Origin of the sequence: Bartonella sp. CL25QHWL (genome assembly GCF_042195335.1) — a bacterium.
In the GTDB taxonomy this organism is placed as follows: Bacteria; Pseudomonadota; Alphaproteobacteria; order Rhizobiales; family Rhizobiaceae; genus Bartonella.
Map to the genome: position 1 here is coordinate 238,704 of NZ_JBHIOE010000001.1, position 17,650 is coordinate 256,353.

General features: G+C 39.0%; 14 protein-coding genes. 11 read left to right on the forward strand and 3 right to left on the reverse strand.

Translation table 11 applies throughout. The features are described from left to right. The 4 genes from sucD to lpdA all read left to right on the forward strand — a co-directional run bounded on the left by sucD (position 1) and on the right by lpdA (position 6,747). Positions 1-903: a succinate--CoA ligase subunit alpha gene (gene sucD, locus ACFILY_RS00840; RefSeq protein ID WP_273790158.1), complete on the forward strand. Its 903-nt coding sequence runs from the start codon at positions 1-3 to the stop codon at positions 901-903. 162 nt (positions 904-1,065) lie between these two features. Beyond that, positions 1,066-4,065: a 2-oxoglutarate dehydrogenase E1 component gene (locus ACFILY_RS00845; RefSeq protein ID WP_375637292.1), complete on the forward strand. Its 3,000-nt coding sequence runs from the start codon at positions 1,066-1,068 to the stop codon at positions 4,063-4,065. A 32-nt stretch (positions 4,066-4,097) separates the two neighbouring features. Next, a complete protein-coding gene (odhB, locus tag ACFILY_RS00850) occupies positions 4,098-5,309 on the forward strand; it encodes a 2-oxoglutarate dehydrogenase complex dihydrolipoyllysine-residue succinyltransferase (protein WP_375637294.1) in 1,212 nt (403 codons plus the stop codon). Between the two features lie 31 nt (positions 5,310-5,340). Further along, positions 5,341-6,747: a dihydrolipoyl dehydrogenase gene (gene lpdA / locus ACFILY_RS00855; RefSeq protein ID WP_375630654.1), complete on the forward strand. Its 1,407-nt coding sequence runs from the start codon at positions 5,341-5,343 to the stop codon at positions 6,745-6,747. A gap of 1,154 nt (positions 6,748-7,901) precedes the next feature. On the opposite strand, the gene ACFILY_RS00860 is transcribed toward lpdA, so the two are convergent. After that, positions 7,902-9,140 carry a saccharopine dehydrogenase NADP-binding domain-containing protein gene (locus ACFILY_RS00860; RefSeq protein ID WP_375630655.1) on the reverse strand — a complete coding sequence of 413 codons (1,239 nt, stop codon included), beginning with the start codon at positions 9,138-9,140 and terminating at the stop codon, positions 7,902-7,904. 54 nt (positions 9,141-9,194) lie between these two features. Next, a complete protein-coding gene (locus tag ACFILY_RS00865) occupies positions 9,195-10,292 on the reverse strand; it encodes a carboxynorspermidine decarboxylase (RefSeq protein WP_273790153.1) in 1,098 nt (365 codons plus the stop codon). Positions 10,293-10,459: 167 nt separating this feature from the next. Between ACFILY_RS00865 and ACFILY_RS00870 the strand changes: the two genes are divergently transcribed. From ACFILY_RS00870 to mnhG, 7 genes are all read left to right on the forward strand, one after another. Beyond that, complete coding sequence (locus tag ACFILY_RS00870) at positions 10,460-10,957, forward strand: BA14K family protein (RefSeq protein WP_273790152.1); 498 nt, start codon at positions 10,460-10,462, stop codon at positions 10,955-10,957. 227 nt (positions 10,958-11,184) lie between these two features. After that, positions 11,185-14,106 carry a monovalent cation/H+ antiporter subunit A gene (locus ACFILY_RS00875; RefSeq protein ID WP_375637296.1) on the forward strand — a complete coding sequence of 974 codons (2,922 nt, stop codon included), beginning with the start codon at positions 11,185-11,187 and terminating at the stop codon, positions 14,104-14,106. Continuing rightward, positions 14,106-14,447, forward strand: coding sequence for a Na+/H+ antiporter subunit C (locus tag ACFILY_RS00880; protein ID WP_273790150.1), 342 nt, complete (start codon positions 14,106-14,108; stop codon positions 14,445-14,447). The genes ACFILY_RS00875 and ACFILY_RS00880 overlap by 1 nt, the downstream gene beginning before the upstream one ends. After that, positions 14,447-16,069, forward strand: coding sequence for a monovalent cation/H+ antiporter subunit D (locus ACFILY_RS00885; protein ID WP_375637298.1), 1,623 nt, complete (start codon positions 14,447-14,449; stop codon positions 16,067-16,069). Before ACFILY_RS00880 ends, ACFILY_RS00885 begins: the two co-directional genes overlap by 1 nt. Then, entirely contained in the window at positions 16,066-16,551 is a 486-nt protein-coding gene (locus tag ACFILY_RS00890; protein ID WP_273790148.1) for a Na+/H+ antiporter subunit E, read from the forward strand. Before ACFILY_RS00885 ends, ACFILY_RS00890 begins: the two co-directional genes overlap by 4 nt. Next, on the forward strand, positions 16,548-16,829 hold the full coding sequence (locus ACFILY_RS00895) for a K+/H+ antiporter subunit F (RefSeq protein WP_273790147.1): 282 nt from the start codon (positions 16,548-16,550) through the stop codon (positions 16,827-16,829). The genes ACFILY_RS00890 and ACFILY_RS00895 overlap by 4 nt, the downstream gene beginning before the upstream one ends. Beyond that, on the forward strand, positions 16,826-17,236 hold the full coding sequence (gene mnhG / locus ACFILY_RS00900; protein ID WP_273790146.1) for a monovalent cation/H(+) antiporter subunit G: 411 nt from the start codon (positions 16,826-16,828) through the stop codon (positions 17,234-17,236). Before ACFILY_RS00895 ends, mnhG begins: the two co-directional genes overlap by 4 nt. Before the next feature lie 16 nt (positions 17,237-17,252). Here mnhG and ACFILY_RS00905 read toward each other — a convergent pair whose 3' ends face one another. Next, on the reverse strand, positions 17,253-17,645 hold the full coding sequence (locus ACFILY_RS00905) for an MliC family protein (RefSeq protein WP_273790145.1): 393 nt from the start codon (positions 17,643-17,645) through the stop codon (positions 17,253-17,255). Between the last annotated feature and the right edge of the window lie 5 nt (positions 17,646-17,650).

Genomic DNA, 17,650 nt, shown 5'->3' on the forward strand with positions numbered 1-17,650 from the left:
ATGTCGATTCTTGTGAATAAAGAGACAAAAGTTCTAGTTCAAGGGCTTACAGGAAAAACAGGAACATTTCATACAGAACAGGCGCTTGCTTATCATGGTACGCAAATGGTTGGTGGCGTTAATCCTAAAAAGGGTGGAGAAACATGGGAAGGTTCAAAAGGTGAAACTCTTCCTATCTTTGCTAATGTTGCAGAAGCAAAAGAAAAAACAGGTGCGGATGCTTCCGTTATTTATGTTCCTCCTGCAGGGGCTGCGGCAGCTATTATAGAGGCTATTGAAGCTGAAATTCGTTTAATTATCTGTATTACGGAAGGTATTCCCGTTATGGATATGGTTAAAGTGAAGGCGCGATTAGAAAACTCAAAGTCTCGTCTTATTGGTCCTAATTGTCCCGGTATTCTTACACCAAATGAATGTAAAATTGGTATTATGCCTGGTTCTATTTTTAGAAAAGGTTCTGTTGGGGTTGTCTCGAGGTCGGGAACTTTAACTTATGAAGCTGTTTTTCAGACGAGTCAGGAAGGTCTCGGACAAACAACTGCTATAGGGATTGGTGGTGATCCTGTTAAGGGTACTGAATTTATTGATGTGTTGGAAATGTTTTTAGCAGATGATGAAACTCAGTCTATTGTTATGATTGGTGAGATTGGTGGTTCTGCTGAAGAAGAAGCAGCACAGTTTCTGCAAGATGAAGCAAGAAAAGGTCGAAAAAAGCCAGTTGTTGGCTTTATTGCTGGCCGTACGGCTCCTCCAGGACGGACAATGGGACATGCCGGTGCTGTTATTTCTGGTGGTAAGGGTGGAGCAGAAGATAAAATTGCAGCAATGGAATCAGCAGGGATTCGTGTGTCTTCTTCACCATCACAGATAGGTAAGACTTTGATGTCAGTTTTGAAAGGCTAAAAGAAAGTTTCACCTGAATAAGCAAAGGTTCTTAGATTCAGGTGAAAAAACTTGAGTATAAAAAGGTAAAACTTTTTTGAATGTTCAAATCACTGCTTGTTTGTAAGCATTTAAAGGTCAAAAGAGATATAAGGAGACGGAATAGATGTTCCGGAGAGGTATATGGCAAGGCAGGACGAAATAAATAGCCTTTTTGCACAGACATCATTTCTTTATGGTGGGAATGCGGATTATATAGATCAACTTTATGCTCAATATGAAAAAGATCCTACCAGTGTTGATTCACAGTGGCGTGCTTTTTTTGAAGGACTTCATGATAATAAAGAAGATGTTCTTAAAAATGCTGAAGGAGCAACATGGCAGCGTGATCATTGGCCATTAAAAGCAGAGGGTGAATTGGTTTCTGCTCTTGATGGTGATTGGTCTTCTCTTGAAAAATATCTTGGCGATAAATTAAAGGAAAAAGCAATAACAGGTGCTGCACAAAAGGGAAAAACTTCCAGTAAACAAGATATTATTCGTGCAACACGTGATTCCGTTCATGCAATTATGATGATTCGTGCGTTTCGAGAACGGGGACATCTTCATGCGCAGCTTGACCCTCTTCAATTGGCCGAAAAACAAGAAGATTATAAGGAACTTTCTCCAGAAGCTTATGGTTTTACTCCAGCTGATTACGAGCGTCCCATTTTTATTGATAATGTTTTAGGATTGGAATATGCAACTATTCCGCAAATGCTTGAGATTCTCAATCGGACCTATTGTTCAACAATCGGTGTGGAATATATGCATGTTTCTGATCCAGTTCAGAAAGCATGGCTTCAAGAACGCATTGAAGGGCGAGATAAAAAAAATTCTTTCACACAACAAGACAAGAAAGCTATTCTGAATAAGCTTATTCAGGCAGAGGGATTCGAACAGTTTTTAGACACTAAATATAAAGGTACAAAGCGTTTTGGACTCGATGGTGGTGAGGCGCTGATTCCCGCTCTTGAACAAATTATCAAATGTGGTAGTGCTTTGGGGGTGCAGGAAGTTATTTTAGGAATGGCACATCGTGGTCGTTTAAATGTTCTTTCACAAGTTCTTGCCAAACCGCATAGGGCTATCTTTCATGAATTCAAAGGGGGATCTTATAAGCCTGATGATGTGGAGGGATCCGGTGATGTCAAATATCATTTGGGAACTACCGCTGATCTGGACTTTGATGGTAAAAAAGTTCACTTATCGCTGTTGGCTAATCCATCTCATCTTGAGATTGTTGATCCGGTTGTTATGGGGAAAGCACGTGCTAAACAAGATCAACTTATGGGACCTGCGCATACTGATTTACTCCCATTAAGTGAGCGTTCAAAAGTGATGCCATTGCTTATTCATGGTGATGCTGCTTTTGCAGGACAAGGCGTTATTCAAGAAACTTTTGGTCTTTCAGGTCTTAAAGGTTATCGTGTTGCAGGCTCACTTCATGTTATTATCAATAACCAGATTGGTTTTACAACATCTCCACGTTTTTCACGTTCTTCGCCTTATCCATCAGATGTCGCAAAAATGATTGATGCACCAATTTTCCATGTGAATGGTGATGATCCTGAGGCGGTTGTTTTTGTTGCCAAAATAGCAACAGAGTTTCGCCAAATTTTCCATAAACCAGTGGTTATTGATATGTTTTGTTATCGCCGTTATGGGCATAATGAAGGTGATGAACCTTCCTTTACGCAGCCGCTTATGTATAAAGCAATTCGTAATCATAAAACAACACTTCAACTTTATAGTGACCAATTGGTAGCAGAAGGAATGATTTCTTCAGAAGAGATTGAGCAACAAAAAAAATTATGGCGCGATAAGCTTGAAGGTGAACTTGAAGCGAGTGCTTCTTATAAGCCTAATAAGGCTGATTGGCTTGATGGAAGCTGGACGGGACTCAAAGCTTTTAGTAGTTCTGATGAGCAGCATTCTAGAGCAACCGGTGTTGAATTAAAAACTTTAAAGGAAATTGGTCAGAAAATTGTTGAAATTCCGGCGAATTTTCACGTTCACAAAACCATTCAACGTTTTTTAAATAATCGTGCTAAAATTTTTGAAACCGGTGAGGGTATTGACTGGGCAACCGCTGAAGCTTTAGCTTTTGGTTCACTTTGTTTGGAAGGTGCACCGGTTCGTCTTTCCGGTGAAGATGTTGAGCGGGGAACTTTTTCACAACGTCATTCCGTTCTTTATGACCAAGAAAATGAGGCGCGTTATATTCCTTTGAATCATTTACAAAAGGGGCAAGCGCTTTATGACGTTGTTAATTCTATGCTTTCTGAAGAAGCTGTTCTTGGTTTTGAATATGGATATTCTCTTGCTGAACCACGAGGATTAACACTTTGGGAAGCACAATTTGGTGATTTCTCTAATGGTGCACAGGTCATTTTTGATCAATTTATTTCATCCGCAGAGCGTAAGTGGCTTCGTATGTCTGGTCTTGTGTGTTTATTGCCTCATGGTTTTGAAGGGCAAGGGCCGGAGCATTCTTCTGCACGTTTAGAACGATTTCTTCAACTTTGTGCGGAAGATAATATGCAGGTTGCTAATTGTACAACCCCTGCAAATTATTTTCATATTTTGCGTCGACAAATTAAGCGTGATTTCCGTAAGCCATTGATTTTGATGACACCGAAATCACTCTTACGTCATAAACGAGCGGTTTCTCTTCTCAATGAAATGGGGCCAGAAACAAGTTTCTGTCGTGTGTTGCTTGATGATGCAGAATGTCTCAAAGATTCTGTCATTAAGTTGCAAAAAGATAATAAAATTCGCCGTGTCGTTCTTTGTACTGGTAAGGTTTATTACGACCTTTATGAAGAACGTGAAAAAAAGGGTATTGATGATGTTTATCTCCTTCGTATTGAACAGCTTTATCCTTTCCCTGCAAAAGTTTTGGTGAATGTGTTATCGCGCTTTTTGCAGGCGGAAGTTTTTTGGTGCCAAGAGGAACCAAAAAACATGGGGGCTTGGTCATTTATTGAGCCTTATTTGGAATGGGTTTTGACGCATATTAATGCGCAATATTCACGTGCTCGTTATGCAGGACGTCCTGCGAGTGCGTCACCGGCCTCTGGGTTAATGGTGAAACACCTTGAACAACTGGCTGCGTTTCTTAAAGACGCGTTAGGTTCTTAATTTATTACTACTCTGATGTATGGAAAAATATTATGACTACTGAAATTCGTGTTCCTACTTTGGGCGAATCGGTTACCGAAGCAACGGTTGGCAAATGGTTTAAAAAACTTGGCGAAGCTGTCGCTATGGATGAGCCTTTGGTTGAATTAGAAACTGATAAGGTAACCGTTGAAGTTCCTTCTCCTGTTGCTGGGAAATTATCTGAAATCATTGCAAAAGAAGGCGATACGGTTGAAGTAAATGCTCTTTTAGGAGTGGTGAAAGCTGGAGAAGCTGGTGTCTCCCAATCATTTTCACCTTCTGCTACGCTTGTTCCAGCGGCTTCATCTGAAGCGGAGAAGCCTGCTTTGAGCAGTGCAATGCCTCCTTCTCCTTCAGCAGCAAAATTGATGGCTGAAAATAATGTTGTAAAAAGCGATATTTCAGGTTCTGGAAAACGTGGACAAATTCTTAAAGAAGATGTTCTTGGTGGATTAAAACAAAGTACAAATGCCCCTACACCCTCTTCTTCTGCGACGAGTTCTTCGGCAATTCCTGTCCAAGAAACACGTGAAGAGCGGGTTCGTATGACGAAATTGCGTCAAACAATTGCTCGCCGTCTTAAAGATGCACAAAATGTAGCAGCGATGTTAACCACATTTAATGAGGTTGATATGTCAGCTGTGATGGATTTGCGCAAGCGTTATAAGGATCTTTTTGAAAAGAAACATAGTGTTAAACTTGGTTTTATGGGGTTTTTTACCAAGGCTGTTTGTCATGCATTAAAAGAACTTCCTGCTGTTAATGCCGAGATTGATGGGACAGATATTGTTTACAAAAACTATGTCAATGTTGGAATTGCTGTTGGAACGGATAAAGGGCTTGTTGTTCCAGTAGTGCGAGATGCAGATCAAATGTCATTGGCAGAGATTGAAAAAGAGATTGGTCGTTTGGGACGTCTTGCGCGTGATGGAAAATTAGCCGTTTCTGATATGCAGGGCGGAACTTTTACCATTACCAATGGTGGTGTGTATGGATCGTTGATGTCAACACCGATTTTGAATGCACCACAATCTGGTATTTTGGGAATGCATGCGATTAAAGAGCGAGCAATGGTTGTTGAGGGCCAAGTTGTGATTCGTCCCATGATGTATTTAGCGCTTTCTTATGATCACCGTATTGTGGATGGGCAAGAAGCTGTGACTTTCCTTGTGCGTGTTAAGGAAAGCTTAGAAGATCCGGAACGCCTTGTTCTTGATTTGTAAAATACAGTTTTCAGGATGAAAGGAGAAACGGATGTCTTATGATGTGGCTGTGATCGGAGCGGGTCCAGGTGGTTATGTAGCAGCAATAAAGGCGGCACAACTGGGACTTAAAGTAGCGATTATTGAAAAGCGTACAACATTAGGAGGAACATGTCTCAACGTTGGTTGTATTCCTTCTAAAGCGTTGTTGCATGCTTCAGAAGTGTTTTCTGAAACCCAGCATGGTTTTGAAACGCTTGGTATTTCTATTGGTAAATCTAAGCTTAACCTTGAACAAATGATGGTTCATAAGAAAGCTGTGGTAACAGCCAATACGAGTGGTGTTTCTTTTTTGATGAAAAAAAATAAAGTTGATACTTTTTTTGGGACAGCCAAAATTTTGAGTGCGGGTCATGTGGAAGTTGTTGCCAGAGATGGTAATAAACAAACAATTGAAACAAAAAATATTATTATTGCTACCGGTTCAGAGAGTTCAGGCATTCCAGGGGTGAATGTTGAAATTGATGAAAAGACTATTGTTTCTTCTACGGGAGCTCTTTCACTTGAAAAAGTACCAGCGCATATGATTGTAGTGGGTGCTGGTGTTATTGGTTCAGAACTTGGATCAGTTTGGAGCCGTTTAGGTGCTAAGGTGACCATTATTGAGTATCTTAATAAAGTTTTGGGCTCAATGGATGGTGAAGTTTCACGGCAATTTCAGAAATTAATGGAAAAACAGGGAATTGAATATAAAACGGGTGCAAAGGTGACAGCTGTTACACAATCTGGCTCAACTGCTCAGGTGAGCTTTGAATCTGTCAAAGGTGGTGAATCTGAAACTTTAGAGGCTGATGTTGTGCTTATTGCTACTGGACGTTCTCCCTATACAGAGGGGCTTGGCTTACAAGAGGCTGGTGTTCAGTTAGATGAACGCGGATTTATTGCAATTGATGCTCATTGGCAGACGAATGTTCCAGGAATTTATGCAATTGGTGATGTCGTAAAAGGACCAATGTTAGCACATAAAGCAGAGGAAGAAGGCGTTGCTGTGGCAGAAATTTTGGCAGGTCAAAAAGGACATGTTAATTTTGATGTTATTCCTAGTGTTGTTTATACACAGCCGGAAATTGCGAGTGTAGGAAGGACAGAAGAAGAGCTAAAAACTGCTGGTATTGAATATAATGTTGGCAAATTTCCTTTTATGGCTAATGGTCGTGCACGTGCAATGCAAAAGAGTGATGGGTTCGTTAAAATCCTTTCTGATAAAAAAACAGATCGGGTATTAGGGGGGCATATTCTTGGATTTGGTGCTGGTGAAATGATCCATGAAATTGCAGTTTTAATGGAATTTGGTGGTTCATCAGAAGATCTGGGACGTTGTTGCCATGCACATCCTACCTTATCAGAAGCCGTGCGTGAGGCAGCTTTGGCAACATTTGCTAAACCACTTCATATTTAAAAAGCTTTTAAAAAGTACATTTTAAAAGGCACATGAGGCGGAAAATATTAGTGAAGCATGCAACAGCATTTTAAAACTTTAAAAAGGAATATAACCAATTGTATTAAAATGTTCCATTTGTTGTATGCTTTTCGATAATTACTGTTTTAGATATCTGTTGTGCAGTTTTGATTGATTATTCTGTTGTGCACTATCGTTTAGAGCGGTGGTGTTTAGTCTATGTAAAGTTTTATATATGGGGTAGTTTTTATACTGTTATAAATATTTAAGATAGGATTCTGAGCCTATCTGCGTGCTTTGTGTTAAGAAAACATCTCTCAAAATGCCCAAATCTACTTCGCAATGGTGCTCGTGAATGGTATAGCTGTAAAGTTTCTCTTGAAATATATGAAATTCATTCAAACTGTTATAAGACCTATTGTGCACCATCATCTTTATGTTTAGTAAAAGTACACGCTGACATTGATAATACACTTTTTCAGTTCTCAATATTTCTAAAGCTCTTTATTATTTGAGAGTTTTCATAAGAGAATTTTTATTCTGTTCTTTTATCATTTTACCTCACACGCTCGCTTTGTTTGTGATGTGCAGACAAAAGATTTTAATTGCTTCAATGTGAGAAAGTTTGTGATAAGAAAATCTTACAGTATTCAGCGTTATGAATCAAGTTGAAAATGATATTTTATTGTTATAAATCAATGTGTTATATATGATGATGAATCATATGAAGAGAGAAGCCAAGAGGAATTCACCCAAAGAAATTGAATTGTTTAATGATTGGTGTGGGTTAAGGATCTTTGTCATTTAAGATGAAGAGGGGAGGGATTGGATATTCTACAAAATACCGCTCTTCTTTAAAAAAGCGGTATTTTTATATCTTTTGTTTATGACACTATCTTTTTGATGATAATGACAAGTCATACAGTGTGATTAAGTTAGTTTTTTCTTCTCTGCTTTTCTTGATCATTGCTTGCTATGTCTTAAAAAGATGATATGTCTCTTCTTTAAGGTTGTTAAGAAATCGTAATGTTGCCAAAATATAACGAATAGCTAAAATTTTTTTGAAAACCATAATTACACGAGAATATTAAGTTTGTTTTCATTGGGCAGTTTTGTGATAACTTAAAAAATCAAGCATATGCTTTCTATAGGTATTAAAATTGTAATTTTTTATCTTCTTGTTGTTTTCTTATAAAAGTGGGAAGCCCCATATGATCAAGATATTTAAGGAAAGGGTGGGGTGGTAATTCTTCTACATTGACCATAGTTTTAACATCCCATTCGCCTGTGGCAATAAGAAGAGCTGTTGCGGCTGCTGGTACGCCAGCTGTATAGGAAATGCCTTGTGCCCCAGTTTCATGAAAAGCTTGTTTGTGATCGGCTATATTATAGATAAAAACTTCTCTCGAGTTTCCATCTTTTTCGCCTTTAATAAGATCTCCGATACAGGTTTTTCCTGTGTAGTCTGGGGCGAGAGAGGAAGGGTCGGGTAAGACGGCCTTCACGACTTTCAAGGGCACGACTTCTTGACCTTCTGCCGTTTTAATTGGTTGTTCGGATAAGAGTCCGAGGTTTTTTAGAACCGTAAAAACAGTGATATAACGATCACTAAATCCCATCCAGAAACGGACATTCTCTACATCAAGATTTTTGGAAAGTGAATGAATTTCATCATGTCCTGTCATATAGGCTTTTTGTTTTCCCACAACGGGAAGATCCCATTCATGGCTGATTTCAAACATTTTATTAGAAGTCCATTTTTTATTTTGCCATGACCATACTTGTCCTGTAAATTCACGGAAGTTAATTTCTGGATCAAAATTTGTAGCAAACCAACGCCCATGATTTCCGGCATTAATATCAATAATATCAATATCTGTGATTTTATCAAAATAATCATCGCGCGCTAATGCAGCATAAGCGTTCACTACACCTGGGTCAAAACCTGCTCCTAAAATAGCGGTTATACCAGCTTTTTCACATTCTTGACGTCGAGGCCATTCATAATTGCCATACCAAGGAGGTGTTTCACAAATTTTCAATGGGTCTTCATGAATTGCGGTATCGATATAAGCGCATTTGGTTTCAATACAAGCTGAAAGAACAGACATATTAAGAAAGGCAGAACCAACATTAATGACAATTTCGCATTTGGTCTTTTGGATGAGCTTTATAGTTTCTTCTACATTCATGGCATTGAGCGAATGGCTTTTGAGAACACCCTGTTCTTTCATTGTGTTTTTTTCTTTAATAGAAGCAATGATGGCCTCACATTTTTTGAGTGTTCGTGAAGCAATATGAATTTCACCAAGAATATCGTTGTTTTGAGCGCATTTATGCGCAACAACTTGTGCAACACCTCCGGCACCAATAATGAGAACATTTTTTTTCATTGTAGGTCCATCTCCTTTTTAATACTGTTGTATGACGTTTTTTATGGTTTATCTTTATGAAAGGCTTTCCTGATAGTCGTTATAGCTGAATTGGCGTTGAAGTGTTAATGTACCATCGCACTCTTTGAGAACAATAGCAGGCATTGTAACGCCATTAAACCAGTTTTTTTTGACCATTGTATAACCTGCTGCATCCTGAAAAGACAGTCTATCGCCTATTTTAAGAGGTTTTTGAAATTGAAATGTTCCAAAAATATCGCCGGCAAGACAAGACTTTCCACAAATCATAATTTCGTGTGGACCTTGATTGGGTTCTAATTTGGCATTCTCACGATAAATTAAAAGATCAAGCATATGAGCTTCAATGGAGCTATCAACGATGGCAAGTTTTTTTTCATTATACAATGTGTCAAGAACGCTTACTTCCAGTGTGGTGCTTTTGGTAATAGCAGCTTCTCCTGGTTCTAGAAAAAGAGTGACACCATGAGTTTTAGAAAATTGTTTTAAGCGTTTTGCGAAAGCTTCTAGAGGATAATTTTCAGCCGTAAAATGGATTCCGCCGCCAAGGCTTATCCAGTCAACAGCAGAAAAAAGTTCTGCAAATTTTTCTTCCATATACCCAAGCATTTGGTTAAAAAGATTAAAGTCAGCATTTTCACAATTGTTATGGATCATCAATCCGTTGATAAGAGGCAGAACTTCTTTGATAGCGCTTTGGTTTGTTTCTCCTAAGCGGCTAAAAGGGCGAGAGGGGTTGGCAAGATCAAAATTTGATGCGCTCATTCCTGGGTTTAACCTTAAACCTCTTTGAATGGTTTTTGTTGCATCAGAAAAGCGTTGAAGCTGTTGGATGGAATTAAAGATGATTTTATCTGCATAACCACAGGCTTCATCAATTTCATCATCTGCCCAAGCCACTGAATAAGCATGGGTTTCTTTGCCAAATTTTTCTCTTCCTAAACGCAGTTCATAAAGGGATGATGATGTGGTTCCATCCATGAACTCAGACATTAAATCAAAAACACTCCATGTGGCAAAACATTTCAAAGCAAGTAAAATTTTAGCTCCGGACATTTCCCGTAAACGAGAAATTGTTTGCATGTTTTTGATGAGTTTCGATTTGTCTATAAGATAGTAGGGGGTTTTTATCATTATTTATTCATTCTTTTTTGTAGGATCTTATTGCCAAGATCAACGTTTAGTACAAAGAGTAACAGAATGTCTCAAGAAAAAAGAATCTTAAGAAAAGAATCTGTTTCTGTCCAGCAAGAGAAAGGCTTTCTGTAATTACTGTTGTTTATTATGTTGAGTTTTTTGTTATGAGTATGAAAAAAAAATTATATTATGCTTTAGCTTTTGTATTTGTTAGCAGTTTTTTCATTATAATAACCACTCTTGTTAATTGGGGGCAAAATAGGAGTGATGCTAAAGCCAAACTGGTTACTCAGACCTCTCTCCAAGATAGTTCGGTGCCTTTGATTTTTACGGGGCGTAGAGAACTTAATGGTTTTAAAGGTTATCGTCATTATCGGCGTGGTTATCGTAAATACAGTGATAATTGGTGGTATCCTGAAGTGGCATTTATTACATCACCGCACTTAAGCACAAAAGGCGCATCATTAAAAGTTGTACCAGATGCTAAAAAAGTGTTTTTAACTTCTTCTTCGGAAAAATTAGAAAAAAAAGAGCCATGGATGCTTAAACAACATATTGAATCTTGCCTTGCGCGTTATCGCTCTTATAATAAAAATGATAATAGTTTTCAGCCTTTTCATGGGGGGCGTAAGCAGTGTTTATCACGCTTTTTTAAAGGATAGAAATTATTAAATAAAATTTTAATTGCTTCTTGTCGTGGGCGTTATTGTTCTTAAAATAAAGAGAAGACTTGTGTGGTGCGCAGTATTTTCATGCCAGCATTGTTTTTTTTAAAATTTTAAATGCTTTTAAGTTTTATTAAATCTTATTATCATTAAGTGTGGAATGGGGGGTGAGAATATAAGTTTTTGTCGATGACAAAATATTAAGGCAAAATGGAGTTTAAAGAATGACAACACGGGAAGCAATGTTGGTATTGCTCGTTTTGCTTCCCTTTGGTGGAAGTGCTGTCATTGGCTTTTTTCGTTCGACAGCAAAAAATAATGAAGCCTGGTTTGCTGGGATTGTCGCGCTTTTCTGTCTTATTTTTACAATAATGCTTTATCCGGAAGTTCGCGGAAACCACATAGTGCGTTTAGATATTTCTTGGCTTCCAGAATGGGGAAGCGATTTGATTCTTCGTATAGATGGTTTATCGTGGCTTTTTTGCTTGCTCATTACAGGGATTGGGCTGCTTGTTGTCATTTATTCACGTTATTACATGGATCCAGCGGATTCTGTACCTCGTTTTTTTTCCTTTTTTTTGGCTTTTATGGGATCAATGATAGGAATAGTTTTATCAGGTAATCTCGTCTTTTTGGTTGTTTTCTGGGAACTCACCAGTATTTTTTCTTTTTTGTTGATCGGCTATTGGTACCATAATGCAAGTGCGCGTGAGGGTGCGCGTATGGCTCTAACGATCACAGGTTTTGGCGGCTTTGCCCTTTTTATTGGAGTTTTATTGATTGGGTATACTGTTGGCAGTTTTGATTTGGATAAGGTGCTACAGTCTGGAGATATGATCCGGTCAAGTTCTCTTTATAGTCCTATCCTTATTTGTATTTTATTGGGAGGGTTAACAAAAAGCGCGCAATTTCCCTTTCATTTTTGGCTACCCAACGCGATGGCTGCTCCAACCCCCGTATCGGCTTATTTGCATTCGGCAACAATGGTAAAAGCGGGATTGTTTTTGCTTGTTCGTTTATGGCCTGTGCTCTCTGGAACAGAATCTTGGTTTTGGCTGGTTGGCTTTTCAGGACTCTCGACATTGCTGCTAGGTGCCTATTTTTCCATGTTTCAGCAAGACTTAAAAGGACTGCTTGCTTACTCGACTATTAGTCATCTTGGATTAATTACAACGCTTTTAAGTCTTGGTAGTCCACTTGCATGTGTTGCGGCGATCTTTCATATGGCCAATCATGCTACTTTTAAGGCTTCTTTATTTATGGCTGCTGGCATTATTGATCATGAGACAGGAACACGTGATATGCGTAAACTGTCAGGGCTTTATCGTTCTATGCCTATTACAGCAACTCTTGCTTTAGTTGCGAGTGCAGCGATGGCTGGGGTTCCTTTGTTGAATGGTTTTTTATCGAAAGAGATGTTTTTTGCTGAAGCTGTTGAAACGCATATGGAATCATGGCTCGATTGGATTGCGCCTTATGTGGCAACGCTAGCTAGTCTGTTTAGTGTGACTTATTCTATACGCTTTATTCACGGTGTTTTTTTAGGACCAAAGCCTGACAATTTATCCAAGACTCCCCATGAACCACCGCATTTCATGCGTTTACCAATGGAGCTTTTGGTGTTTATTTGTTTAGCGGTTGGTATTTTTCCTAATTTAACAATAGGACCTATTTTAGATAATGCGGTCGTGTCTGTTTTAGGACCAATGACAATTCCTTATAGTTTGGCTGTTTGGCATGGGTTTAACACTCCATTAGTGATGAGTTTTGTTGCATTATTAGGGGGCGGATTGCTCTATGCTGTCGGGCATCGTTATTTTTTATCCTGTGATGATGGGGCTCCTTTTTTCCGTCACTTAAAAGGACCGCGTATTTTTGAACGCATTCTCGTAATTATTTCTTGGAAATGGGCCCGTGCGGTGGAATCTGCTTTGTCAACACGCCGTTTGCAGATCCAGTTGCATTGGATTTTTTGGGTCTGTTTTGCATTTGTTGGTCTTTTACTTTGGTGCGATGGTTTCATTCCAGTGGGGACATTACCGCTTTTTCCACTTGATATTCCTTTTCTCGCTCTTTGGCTGGTTGGCGGATTATGTGCGCTTTTAGTTGCTTGGCGAGCAAAGTTTCATCGTCTTGCTTCACTTATGCTTTTAGGGGGAGCTGGTTTGATGACTTGTGCAACCTTTTTATGGCTTTCTGCTCCTGATTTAGCAATAACACAATTGGTTGTTGAGGTTGTTACAGTCGTTTTATTATTGCTTGGTTTACGGTGGTTGCCTAAACGTTTGCATGATCCTAGGCCAGCTGCTGTTCATTTTTGGATTCGTTTGCGTCGTTTCCGTGATTTCATCATATCCCTTGTAGGAGGTGCTGGTGTAGCATGGCTTTCTTTTGCAGTGATGACACGTCCTCAAGGTACAACGATTTCTGATTTTTTTCTAACGCATGCTTACTCAGATGCTGGTGGTCGCAATGTTGTGAATGTGTTGTTGGTTGATTTCCGTGGTTTTGATACCATGGGAGAAATTGTGGTTTTGGGTGTTGTTTCCCTTACTGTTTTTGCCCTCTTACGACGTTTTCGTCCTGCGCCTGAGAGTATTGATGCGCCTTTTCAACAACGTATCCAGAAAGCCTTTGATATAGCACAGCCTAATCGAAATGTGGGAGATACAGTATTAAATTATTTAGCTGTTCCTGCTGTTATTATGGGTTGGCTCTTTCCGATTATTATTGCTTTTGCTATTTATTTATTCATGCGAGGGCATGATCTGCCAGGAGGTGGATTTGTCGGTGGTATTACTTTGGCGATAGGGTTTATTTTACAATATCTTGCACGCGATATTCGGTGGGTGGAAACGCATTTGAGAGTTTTACCTTTGCGTTGGATAGGCTTTGGCTTATTGTTGTCAGTTGTAACGGGGATGGGCTCTTGGTTTTTTGGATATCCTTTTTTAACATCCTTTTTTCGATATATTCATCTTCCGTTAATTGGGAAAGTTCCCATGACATCTGCTTTTTTGTTTGATTTTGGTGTACTTTCTCTTGTGTTGGGAGCAACTGTTCTCATTTTAATTGCACTTGCACACCAGTCAATTCGGAGTTACCGAATCGGTAAGAAACCTATTTTAAAAGAGAAGGAAAATTAATGGAAATTGTTCTTTCTTTGGGTATTGGTGTTTTTGTCGGATCAGGTATTTGGCTTGTTTTGCGTCCACGTACTTTTCAAGTCATTCTTGGTTTGTCCTTGATCTCCTATGGTGTTAATCTTTTTATATTTTCAATGAGTAGACCGCGTAGTAATGCTGCTCCAATTGTTGATCCTACCACTGTTATTAATCCAGCTAATTATGTCGATCCTCTCCCACAAGCCTTGGTGTTAACTGCGATTGTGATTGGTTTTGCAACAACAGCTTTATTTTTAGTTATCTTGTTGGTTTCACGTGGTTTAACGGGTTCTGATCACGTTGATGGACGTGAGGTGCAATAATGGAAGTAGGGGTGCATCATCTCCTTATTTTGCCTATTCTTTTGCCGTTAATCACTGGAGCACTTCTTCTTTTTTATGATGAACGTCGTGCAAAACTTAAATCATTCATCAGTCTTTCTTCTGCGGGACTGTTGGTCGTTACTGCCATTTTATTGATTATACGTACTCTTGAAATAGCACCGGCTTGCGATGTTTATCGACTTGGTAATTGGCCGTCTTCTTTTGGAATTGTTTTAGTCCTTGATCGCTTAAGCGCTATGATGCTTTTACTTTCCAGCTTGTTGGTGACTAGCGTGTTGGTTTTTGCGCGGGCTCATTGGTACAAAGCTGGTTCTCATTTTCAGTCACTAATGCAATTTTTTATGGTGGGAATAAATGGTGCTTTTTTGACCGGCGATTTATTTAATTTATTTGTGTTTTTTGAAGTTATGTTAACGGCTTCCTATGGGCTTGCTTTGCATGGTTCTGGTCAGACACGCGTGCGCGCAGGGTTGCATTATGTCGTGGTTAATCTTGTTGCTTCATTATTTTTTTTAGTGGGTATAGCGCTCATTTATGGAGTCGTTGGTACTCTTAATATGGCCGATTTGGCTGTTAAAATAAAATATATATCTTCTACAGATATTGTTTTGTTCGAAATAGGTGTTGCACTTTTAGGTATTGCTTTTTTGCTTAAAGCGGGTATGTGGCCGCTTAATTTTTGGTTGGTGCCAACTTACAGTGCAGTAGCAGCACCCGTTGGAGCTTCTTTTGCACTTTTGAGCAAGGTGGGTATTTATATTATTTTACGTTTAACGTTGCTATGGTTTAGTCCTGAAAGTGAATATTTTAACCATTTTGGTCATACGGTTTTGTTTTATGGTGGGCTTGCCACTATGATTGTTGGTTTTATTGGGGTATTGGCGAGTCAAGTTTTGGTGCGTTTGGCAGCTTATAGTGTCTTTGTCTCTTCTGGTACATTGTTGGCTGCGATCGGCATCGGCAATGCAGCACTGACAGCAGGTGCACTTTTTTATATTGTTTCTTCAACTTTAGCACTGGGAGCTTTTTTTCTTTTGGTAGAGTTGGTTGAGCGCTGTCAAGATGTGGCTGCTAATGTTCTTGCTGTCACAATGGAGGTTTATGGCGACGATGAAGAGGAGGAAGAAGATGAAGTTGGCACATATTTCCCTGTAACCTTGGCAATTCTTGGGGCTTGTTTTGGTATCTGTGCCATTTTGATTATTGGATTGCCACCTTTTTCTGGTTTTGTTGCTAAACTTATGATGTTCATGGCAATTTTAAACCATAGTAGAGAGGATTTTTTTGCCTCTCTTCCGGTTTACCAAGATTGGCTTTTTGTAGTTTTTGTCACCCTCTCTGGCTTTGCAGCTTTGATTGCACTGACACGAACGGGTATCCGAACTTTTTGGATTTCTCTTGAAGGTCGCGTTCCTCGTGTGCAGGTGATAGAATTTGCACCTATTGCCGTTCTTCTTGCCTTGTGTTTTCTTATAACAATTGTAGCCAGTCCTGTTAGTCATTATATGTCTGAAACCGCTAAGACTTTGTATGAACCTCAAAACTATATTGGGAGCGTTTTAACGGATTTTTCTCTCGAAAATAGGGAGATGAGTAAATGAATCGTTTTTATACTTCCCCTTTTTTCAGTGGTGGCATTGTCCTTATGTGGCTTATTTTAAATGGTTTTAGTTTAGGGCAATTGCTTTTAGGGATTTTAACCGCTTTGTTTTGTGGTTGGATGATACGGCTTCTGGAGCCAGAGAAGGCTGTTATTAAAAGCTGGAGTGCGGTTTTTCGTCTCGTTTTTCGAGTATTTATAGATTCTATATTCTCAAATGTTTCGGTGGCTTGGTTTGTTTTAACAAAAAGGTCTCGAGAGCAGAAATCTGGTTTTATTGTAGTACCTCTTCTGCTTCATAATCGCACTGCTTTGGCTATTTTAGCGTGCATCCTTTCGGCAACCCCTGGAACTGCTTGGGTTGCCTATAATAGTAAAAAAGGTGAACTTTTGCTTCATGTCTTAAATTTAAAAAATGGATATGATTACAAACAGTTGATCAAACAACGGTATGAGCAATTGCTTTTGGAGATTTTTTTATGAGTATGGTGATTCTTTATTGGGGGCTTTTCTTTTCACAGTTTTTTTTAAGTTTAGCGGTGATTTTCGCGCTGTTTCGGTTGATTCGTGGTCCACGGGCACAGGATAGAATTGTTGGTTTGGATGCCCTTTATATAACCACTATTCTTTTGTTTCTTACATTCGATATTCGTTCTGGAACAACCATTTATTTTGTCGCAGCTCTCATTATTGGGTTGTTGGGTCCTGTCTCGAGTATTGCTTTGGCGAAATTTCTCATGCGAGGGGAGATTATTGAATGAAAGATGATGTATCGCTTGTGGTTGCTATTGCTATCACGATTTTCTTAATATTAGGGTCGGGACTGACATTGATCGCAACAATAGGTTTGGTGCGTTTTTCCAATTTTTATAAGCGTTTGCATATGCTTTCAGTATGTACGAGTTGGGGCGTTGGTAGTATTCTTATTTCTTCATTTCTTTATTCAATATTTGTGGACCATTATTTTGTTTTTCATGAAGCGTTGCTGATGTTTTTTTTGTTTTTAACAGCGCCGATAGCTTCTATGTTGCTTTCACATACAGCAGCTTATCGACATCATTCAGAAGAACAGTCAGAAAAACCGCTGGCTCTTTTATTACACCAGACGGAGGAAAAGTTACCCACATCAGAAGGAACATCAAGAGATGAGAGCCAGCGCGGTTCTTGAAATGTAAGAACCTTCCTTATTCTGTGCTTTTTTCTTCTACACAGTGGATGGGCTTTTCTTCTTTTGGATCATTAATAAGATCGTAAAATATGGCTTCATTTTTAGTTATCCACCAAATGTATTGACCACCCACATATTTTCCTCCAGAAGCGGCAATTACATTAGAACCAACGATGCGCTTACCGTTCCATTTTAAATCAACAAGCGCAATATTGCCAGCATTATGATAAGTTGCTTCAACATGCTCTTTGCTTGTTCCCATATCGCATTGATAGGAGACGGTCTCTGTTGTTGGTTCTGGATCATCTGGTACTTTAATGACTAAAGAACTTGCTAATGCATTAATTGAACCGAGGAGGAACACACTTAAAGTAATGAAAAATTGTTTAGTAAAAGAAATTTTTTTCATAATAT